The sequence below is a fragment of the Collinsella sp. An271 genome, from assembly GCF_002159695.1.
Taxonomy (GTDB): Bacteria; Actinomycetota; Coriobacteriia; order Coriobacteriales; family Coriobacteriaceae; genus Collinsella; species Collinsella ihumii.
Window position 1 is genome coordinate 146604 of the sequence record NZ_NFJE01000007.1, and the last position, 8816, is coordinate 155419.

Genomic DNA, 8816 nt, shown 5'->3' on the forward strand with positions numbered 1-8816 from the left:
GATGGGTTGGTTGGGGACGGGTTCGCTTCAACCCATCCCGCCGTCCCGGCCCGCCGAATGGGTTGAAACGAACCCGTCCCCAACCAACCCATCGCACAACGAAAATCGGGCGTCCCGCCACCGTGCGGGACGCCCGATACAGACGCCTATGTATCGACGGTTTTCGCCTACTCCACCTTGAACGAGTCGAGCGCCTTCAGCGTGAACGCACTCGCCTCCTCGCACAGATCCTTCGTCGGAGCCTCGGCGAGCACGCGGACCAGCGGCTCGGTGCCGCTCGCGCGCACGAGCACGCGGCCGCGATCGCCCAGGAACTCCTCCGCCTGCTTGACGGATGCCAGCACGCCCTCGTCGGCCATCGCCGCATCGCGGTCGGTCACGCGCACGTTGGTAAGCAGCTGCGGATACAGCTTCACCGGCGCGCACAGCTGGGACAGCGTCTCGCGCTCGGCGCGCAGCACCTCCATCACGCGCAGCGAGGTCATGATGCCGTCGCCCGTGCACTCGATGTCGCCGAAGATGATGTGACCGGACTGCTCGCCGCCCAGGCTGTAGCCGTTGGCGCGCATGCAGGCGTAGACGTGCTTGTCGCCGACCGCCGTGGTCTCGTAGGACAGACGCGCCTCGTCGAACGCCTTGAACAGGCCGTAGTTGCTCATGACGGTCGGGACCACGGTGCCGCCGGTCAGACGACCGTGCTTGTTGAGGTAGACGCCGCACACGTACAGGATGAGGTCGCCGTCGACCACGTTGCCGCGCTCGTCCACGGCAATGCAACGGTCCGCGTCGCCGTCGTAGGCAAAGCCCACGTCCAGACCCTGCTCGACCACGTGACGGCGCAGGCGATCGATATGGGTGGAGCCGCAGTCGACGTTGATGTTGAAGCCGTCGGGGCTATTGTTGATCACGCGAACGTCGGCACCGAGCGCGTCGAACACGGGCTTGGCAACCGAAGACGCGGAACCGTTGGCGCAGTCCAGGCCGATCTTCACGCCCTGCAGCGAGAAGTTGGCGCTGGAGATCAAGAAGGCGATGTAGCGGTTACGGCCCTGCATGTAGTCGATCGTCGCGCCGATGGAGTCTCCGGTGGCCAGCGGCACGTCGCACTTGCCGTCGATGTAGTCCTCGATCAGCTCGAGCACTTCCTCGTCCATCTTGTAGCCCTCGCCGTTCACGAGCTTGATACCGTTGTCGGTGTAGGGGTTGTGGGAGGCGGAGATCATGATGCCGCAGTCGAAGCGCCCGTCGACCGTCTCGTACGCCACGCCCGGCGTGGGGATGACGTGCAGCATGTACGCGTCGGCACCCGAGGCAACAAGGCCCGCCACCAGCGCAGATTCAAACATGTAGCTCGAACGGCGGGTGTCTTTGCCCACGACCACGCGCGCCTTGCGCTCCTGGCGCGCGCCGTAATACCAGCCCACATACCGTCCGATTTTGAACGCATGATCAACCGTAAGGCCCTTGTTGGCTTCTCCACGGAATCCGTCGGTGCCGAAATACTTCATGTACGGTCCCTTTCGCAGAATGGTGCGACCAGCGGACATGCGACCGCGGCGCGATGCATTGAAACTGACGTGCGCCAGCGGCTCTATTGTAGCGTTGCGAACGCATTGGCCCAAACGGAGCGGCGTCAAGTTATCGAATCGTTTATCAGTTGGATGGAAAGTGCGGTGGGTGCATGCCAGGAGCAGCGAAGGTGGCCGATCGGAAAGCTGCGCCAAAGACGCAGCGTCGAAGGTGGTCAAAATGTGCGTTCCCTATAGGCATGCCCCAGGTCAGCCGAAATGGGCGCCGCGCTTTCCCCGGTGCGCCATCAAGAGGACGGCGGGGACGAACACCAAGGCGAGCGCCAGCCCGTAACCCAAAGCGTCGAAAAGAAGGTCGGTGACATCGAAATGCCTGCCCAGGACGAACAGCTTATGGGTCTGGTCGAACAGCGAGCAGGCGACGCAGGCCGCCAGGGCAACCGTCGCCCGATGGTTCAACCGCTTTCGCGGCTTCAAGGGAGAGCTGTCGCTTCGCGGCACGTACAGAAGCGCCGCCAGGCTCACAAACAGCCCGAGCGCGAAGAACTCCGCCGTATGGGCCCACTTGCGAATGCCGGCGACAGCGAACAGATGCGAGGCGACTTTGCGGATCGTCGCCTTGATGGTCATCCAGATTGATCCGCCGGCAGCGGTCTCGACCGGCGTGAGCTTTTGCTCGAAGAAACCGGAAAGGGAGGCGCTTTCCTGCGGTCCCTGCACGGTAAGGGCGAAGATGGCCGCAAACGCGACCACGCCGAGCGCAACGCAGGCAAACCAGATACAGCGTTTTGTGCGATGGGAAATCATGTGGCCCCTCACCTCTTTTCAGTTTCTTGCGTCTCGCGTTCTGATACCCACTCGATCGCTCCCCGGGATGCTCTACGCAAAAAGCCCGCAGACGCGACGCCTGCGGGCTTTTCGATTTTGGGAGCCATAGGGTTTGCCCGCCTTACTGCCCCTGCGCGGCGTAGCGGGCCTCGGCGGCGTCCTTGGCGGCGCGCCACCAGGGCTCGTGGTCGCGGTACCAGGCGATGGTCTGCTCGAGGCCTGCGGAGAAGTCGGTGTGGGCGGGCTCCCAGCCGAGCTCGCGGCGGAGCTTGGTGGGGTCGATGGCGTAGCGGCGGTCGTGGCCGGGGCGGTCGCGGACCCAGTCGAAGTCGTCCTCCGGCCTCCCCATCGCGCGCAGGACGGCGCGCAGGACGTCGATGTTGGAGCGCTCGCCGTCGGCGCCGATCAGGTAGGTCTCGCCGACGCGGCCGCGCGTGAGGATGGTCCAGACGGCGGAGCTGTGGTCCTCGGTGTGGATCCAGTCGCGGACGTTGCGCCCGTCGCCGTAGAGCCTGGGGCGGACGCCGTCGATGACGTTCGTGATCTGGCGCGGGATGAACTTCTCCGGGTGCTGGTAGGGCCCGTAGTTGTTCGAGCAGTTGGAGATCGTCGCGCGCAGGCCGTAGGTCCTCACCCAGGCGCGCACGAGCATGTCGGAGGCCGCCTTGGTGGAGGAGTACGGGGAGGACGGCCGGTACGGCGTCTCCTCGGTGAAGCGCGCCGGGTCGTCGAGCGCCAGGTCCCCGTAGACCTCGTCGGTCGAGACGTGGTGGTAGCGCACGCCGAACTTCCGGCAGGCCTCGACGAGCGCGAAGGTGCCCTCCACGTTGGTGCGCAGGAACGGCGCCGGGTCGGCGATGGAGTTGTCGTTGTGGGACTCGGCGGCGTAGTGCACCACGGCATCGTGCCCGGGGACGAGCTCGTCCAGCAGTCCCGCGTCGCAGACGTCGCCCACGACGAGCTCCACGCGCGCGGGGTCCAGCCCCGCGATGTTCTCGGGGTTGCCCGCGTAGGTCAGCTTGTCGAGCACCGTGACGTGCGCCTCCGGGTGCTCGCGCGCCACCCAGCGCACGAAGTTCGACCCGATGAAGCCGCAGCCGCCGGTGACGATGATGTTTTTGGGCTCGAAGATCTCCGACATTCCAGCCATCCTTCCGCTTTTTGTTTCACCCCGTCACTCTACACGAACTGTCAGCTCGTTGCAGCGGGAAGGCGCATGGCTTTGCATTCGTAATGTCGGAGCGGGGCCCTCTCGGCTCAAAACTCAGAAGCACAGCCCTCTTCCACCGTCAAAGCACCCGCTAACGACACCTTACCGTCGTTAGGGCAAGGCGAAACCTTCTAACAACTTTTTTCGGGCGAAAAATGTTGTTAGAAGGTTTCGTGCTACACCGCACAGACCGGGAATGCCCAAGCGCGCTCGCTCACCGGGAACGTGTCGCCCGCCATGCACAGGATGCGGCCGCGTCCGATCTCCCGCTTGAACGCGAGCAGGTCGGCGGGTACGTCGTCTACCGCTACGGGGTCGAGCACACACAGGTTGCGCGCGTCCTTCTTCGACGGAGGGGCCGTCTTCTTCACCTCGACAGGGCAGAGGATCCCATCCTGCTCCAGCAAAAAGGTCGATTATCTTCTTGTCGTTGTTCCGGAAGAACAATAACGGTGCCCGGCAGCCGGCGTTGAGAAAGCTCTTGTAGACCTCTCCGAGCACATAGGCCTCGAACACCTGCCCGCTCATGGCACCCGCCTCGAGCACTCGAGGGCTGCTCCACCCCGTGAGGTGCGTAGCAGGACCCGTGTCCAGAAAGTGCAGGACCGGCTGCTTAGACAGGCGCTTCAACAGGTTATTTGCGTACGGCTCGACCACCTTCGCCAGATTTGAGCTCACCAGCAACGACAGCCAGATCTTCGCGGTCTTCTCGTCGATATCAGCGATACGGACAAGCTCGGCGGATATACACGGCCTGCGGTGCCGTGACGGATCGGCGCATCGAGGCCTTCGCTTCGCACCGGTGGCCCTACTTGATTTCTGGCCTGCATAAAACTCAGATAAACCAGCAGTTAGCGGGACTCACCATGCATAAAAATCCGTTCGAAGCAAAACCCACTAAGAACATAGGCTGAGTTTGTCACTGTTTTTCGGTGCCCGCTCCCCGCAGGTGCCGTACCCCTCGGCAAAACCGCAGGATTCAACTGGGGAAATGTCGCGGCGTATGGCGCATGTGGAGAATTCGCACCGAAAAACAATGACAAACTCGGTATACATGTTTTTCACGTCCTCGCGCAGGGCCGATCGAGACCAATCAATCGGTGTCTCCCCAGTCGGTCTTGGATACCCGAGACATCACCTACCTGTATGGTTCAGCAAGCCTCCCATCCTCATCGATGATCTTTGCAGAGAGCAAACGATACCTCGCCTCTTGAACAGCACGAGCATTATCCGTCTTAGAAAGCTTCCGAATCTCTTTAAGGTCCTGCTCCTGATGTCTTTCGAGAGTCGCGACGATCATTGCTGCCTCCTTCAGTAGGATGCATACATAGTATCTGAAAAGCCTTGACGCGAAATCTCATTCAAGCTGAAGGCCAGCACGTCATTTACTTTGACGCTTCGCAACGCCATCAAACAGAGATTCCGATGGAACGGCAGGCGCTGAACCCCCATGAGCCCCAGGCAGCAAGAGACCGGGGCCGGCACCCACAACGGACACCAGCCCCGACCCGACACGCCCCGACCGCAGCGCGGCGCCGGAAAAGTCCCCTCCACTAAGCCGCCGAAAGCCTCTCGTCCTTTTCCTGCACCATACCGGACTCCCCCACCGCACTCTCACGCAACTCGCGAGGAGACCAGCCGTTGAGATCCCAGCTCGGCAGTACGTCCTCAAGATTCACGAGAAGATCGGCCAGCTCCAACCTGTCGTATGTGTGTTCGAACAGATGCAACGACTCAGCACACATCACCAATCGACGCCCCTCGGGGTAGCTATGCCTCCACGAGATGAGGTAGCCGAGTGTATCGTCAGCATAGGTGAAATCGTCCTCTCCATTGGGAACATGCTCGTCCAGCCACGCACGCACAGCAATCGCTTCGGGCAAATTCCGCATCCACTTCATCGCACCGTCCACGCCCATCTCGGGATCGAACCGCCTGCGATCCGGCCCCTGACTTCGCGTCATGAGCAGCATTTTGATATACGTGTCGCGAGCCCGTAGCTCCGCCTCCCGACGCGTTCCACGATCGATCACACCGTGCCCATCGGTTGACCAAGGCGCCCGCACCGAGAAGGAATCCATGGATCGGTACCGCGCACTTCGAGCTTGAGCAACGTCCCCCACATACAGGTCGGAAAGACTGCTGTGGACTATATGGCTAGAAGGAGCAGGGGCGCCATTCGGCCAGCAACCATAAGACACCTCTTGACGATATTGGCTCCAAACCTTCATTGGATGGGCGTACAGGCAGTCAAGGACCTCCTGAACATCCGGTTCGAAGCCAAACAGCTCGTTGCAACAGCTGACAACTTCGGAAATCGGGGCGACGCTGCAGTATTCCTTAAGGGCGGATATGGCGAGGGGGAGCTGCTACCTGCGGTTCCGCTCCCTCTCGATCTTCCCCACATCGACCCGCTGCGCCGCCGTGATAATCTCCTGCGGGATGAATGCGTGGTAGCAGCCGTTACAATAAAACACCCAGACAAACGGCTCGAAGGGAACCAGATCGTCCGCGCCCGCGCCGTCCCCACCGGCGAAGGTGAAGGCGCCGCCCGGCTTATCCAACATCATCATGAAGCTGGAGAAAGCTTCGTCTCTGCAGCTCGCAAGCTTCGACTCAAGGGCCTTGGGAAGCAGATCGACCTCGGCGACAATGCGATCGATAACCAACTGTTTGCGGAGACCGGAGATGCGGCTCACGCCCATAGCCGCGAGCAGATCGGCAGAAACCTGCTTATTCGCATGCCCAAGACAATCCTTCAGGCTCGTCTCGGGCATTGTTTGCACCCCGCGAACGCCATAAGGGAGGCGATGCCAGCACTTTCCGATACGCGGATACTTCTCCTCCTGGTTCCCTCGTTCTCGTTCACGCCTGCGCGCCTCAACCGCCAACCGGCGGTCCTCTTGGCTGAGTCCAGCGAGCTTTCCTCGATGTACACCGTTCGGAAGTCTCAATCCGCTGCCATGTTCCCGTCCGACCATACGTCACTCCCTTCTGGCCTTTCGCGCACACCGCGCGCTCAACCAGATATAGCGGGGCCGTCTTGTCGGCGAGCATGTGGATCCTAAAAGAACCTCAGCTGTAATCAGCGTTTATCCAACCGTAATCCAACCGGCCCAAATGGCAGGAGTGCCGAACGGAGGAGCTGCCGAAACGAATCTCCGGCTAGCACTTTGAACGCTACCGAATCTACAATTGGGGACAACGGGCCTCCGCCAAGTCAATCAAATCCGAATCCCACACCAGATACCGCTTCCATCGGCATGCAAGAAGGGCTTCTGGCGCCAACTGCGATCGTCGCCTTGCTGCATCGGAGGGCGCGGGCGGTGTCGCTCCAGCTCACCCCTTCAGGGCCGGAGCATCATCTCTTTCTTAGTGGCCATGGCGGCCCTCCCACTGAAAGGCTATTGGATTCTGTAGCCGGTACCGTCTGCATGGAACGTCGGTACCGTTTTTGTAGAACACCGGTACTGACAAAATGCAGTACTCACGTCTCGGGTTTACTTACCCAATACAGTTAAGTCGTTCCAAAGGAGCTCCGCTTTTATTCATATCCCAGCTCCTGGGGTATGCTTGCGAGGCCCCGAGGGGCGACCCGACCGACCGCCCGCGCGCAGCCGTCTTGCCCTGCCCCGCAGAGGGCCCGGGGGGTGTTGCTGGCGCGGGCGGCGTGTCCGCCGAAGACGACCGATAGGAACCTGCCGGGCATGCTGTTCGAAGACCGCCGCGGCTCAGTATTGTGGGTGTTGCCAAGCGGGCGCCCGGCCGGGCCGACATGCGGACACGGCAGGAAGGATACCACGTATGTACATGACGCCGCAGGCATGCGCCGACGCCGGGGCCGCCTACCCCGACTACGAGCTGTTCATCGGGTTCGACGTCGGCAAGTCGTTCCACGTGGCCCACGCCCGGGACCGGGCCGGCCGGAGGGTCGGCTCGGGCAGGGTCGACAACGTCGAGGCCGCGGTGGACGCGTTCCTCTCCCGCGCGATCGGGGCCGCCGGCGCCGACCCGTCCCGCACGCTCGTCGTCGTCGACCAGCGCCGCAACATCGGGACGACCGTGATCAGGCGCGCCCGCGCGGCCGGCTGCGAGGTCGCCTACCTCACCGGGAAGCGCGAGAAGAAGGCGCGCGAGCTGTTCCCGGGTGTGGCCAAGAACGACGCGAAGGACGCCGAGGTCATCGCGGCCGCGGCGGCGGGCATGCCCCAGTCGCTGCTGCCCGTGCCCGAAGAGGACGACGGCCTGGAGGGCGCCAGGAGGCTGCGCTCGCAGCTGTCGTTCGCCGTGAAGCAGCGCACCCAGTGCATGAACAGGGTCCGGGCGGCGCTCGTCGAGTCGAACGGCGCCTTCGAGAGGCTCGTCGACCTCGACCGCGCGTGGGCCCTCGACGTGCTCGAGCGGATAGGCGGCCCCTGGCAGGTCCTCGACGCCGGCAGGGAGAGGCTCGCCGAGGTCGCGCGGGGCGCCAGCGGGGAGGAGCTCGACGCGCTGTGGGAGTCGCTCTCGCGCGCGACGCGCCCCACGGAGGAGCAGGTCCGATCCGAGGCGGCGACGTTCCGCATCCTCGCGCGCCGGATAAGGTCGCTGCGCGAGGACGCCGAGGAGCTGTCCGGGCTGATCGCCGCGGAGGTCGAGGGCGACGAGACCTACCGCTGCCTGCTCACCGTGCCCGGGATCGGCCCGGCGACCGCCGCCCAGCTGGTGGCCGGGGTGGACATCGCGGCCTTCCCGGGCAACGACAAGCTCGCCAGCTACTGCGGGCTGGCGCCCAAGGACACCCAGTCGGGGACGACGTCGAGCTCGGCGACCTCGTCGCCGGAGGGCAACAGGTGCCTGAAGAACCTGCTTGTATTCACGTGCCTGTCGCTCGCCCGCTCGGACGGCGAGTTCGGGCGCTACTACCGGGCGTGCAGGGAGAGGGGGATGAGGCACACTGCGGCGCTCAAGGCGACGGCGAGGAAGAGGCTGAAGGTCATCTACGCGGTGATGAGGGACAGGAGGCCGTACTCCCCGCCGGCATAGGCGCGCCGCGACAACCGGGCCGCGAGACCGCGCCGGGACGCCCCGGCGCCGATTCGGCATGCGCCGACGGGCCGGGAGATTTATTCAGATCGAAGCTTGACAAAGCTATAGGAACACCCAATACAGTTAAGTCGTTCCAAAGGAGCTCCGCTTTTATTCATATCCCAGCTCCTGGGGTATGCTTGCGGGGCCCCGAGGGGCGACCCGACCGACCGCCCGCGCGC

The 8816-nt window shown here is 63.2% G+C and carries 8 protein-coding genes; 1 reads left to right on the top strand and 7 read right to left on the bottom strand.

What is annotated here, in order from left to right:
* Positions 1–167: 167 nt before the first annotated feature.
* The 7 genes from glmM to B5F74_RS07890 form a co-directional block, all read right to left on the bottom strand.
* Positions 168–1508: a phosphoglucosamine mutase gene (gene glmM, locus B5F74_RS07865; RefSeq protein ID WP_087201449.1), complete on the bottom strand. Its 1341-nt coding sequence runs from the start codon at positions 1506–1508 to the stop codon at positions 168–170.
* Positions 1509–1778: 270 nt separating this feature from the next.
* Entirely contained in the window at positions 1779–2336 is a 558-nt protein-coding gene (locus B5F74_RS07870) for a VanZ family protein (protein ID WP_087201451.1), read from the bottom strand.
* 142 nt (positions 2337–2478) lie between these two features.
* The gene (gene rfbB, locus B5F74_RS07875) at positions 2479–3498 is read right to left on the bottom strand and encodes a dTDP-glucose 4,6-dehydratase (RefSeq protein WP_087201453.1); all 1020 of its coding nucleotides are present in this window, start codon (positions 3496–3498) and stop codon (positions 2479–2481) included.
* Positions 3499–3743: 245 nt separating this feature from the next.
* Positions 3744–3974, bottom strand: a complete 231-nt coding sequence (locus B5F74_RS12655; RefSeq protein WP_239283420.1) for a hypothetical protein — start codon at positions 3972–3974, stop codon at positions 3744–3746.
* 731 nt (positions 3975–4705) lie between these two features.
* Positions 4706–4867 (bottom strand): hypothetical protein, encoded by a 162-nt coding sequence (locus B5F74_RS12405; protein WP_158095726.1) that lies wholly within the window; start codon positions 4865–4867, stop codon positions 4706–4708.
* A gap of 253 nt (positions 4868–5120) precedes the next feature.
* On the bottom strand, positions 5121–5648 hold the full coding sequence (locus tag B5F74_RS07885; protein WP_143753828.1) for a hypothetical protein: 528 nt from the start codon (positions 5646–5648) through the stop codon (positions 5121–5123).
* A 288-nt stretch (positions 5649–5936) separates the two neighbouring features.
* Positions 5937–6344, bottom strand: coding sequence for a hypothetical protein (locus tag B5F74_RS07890; RefSeq protein WP_143753829.1), 408 nt, complete (start codon positions 6342–6344; stop codon positions 5937–5939).
* A gap of 1027 nt (positions 6345–7371) precedes the next feature.
* Between B5F74_RS07890 and B5F74_RS07895 the strand changes: the two genes are divergently transcribed.
* Positions 7372–8592, top strand: a complete 1221-nt coding sequence (locus B5F74_RS07895; protein ID WP_087201459.1) for an IS110 family transposase — start codon at positions 7372–7374, stop codon at positions 8590–8592.
* Positions 8593–8816: the final 224 nt, after the last annotated feature.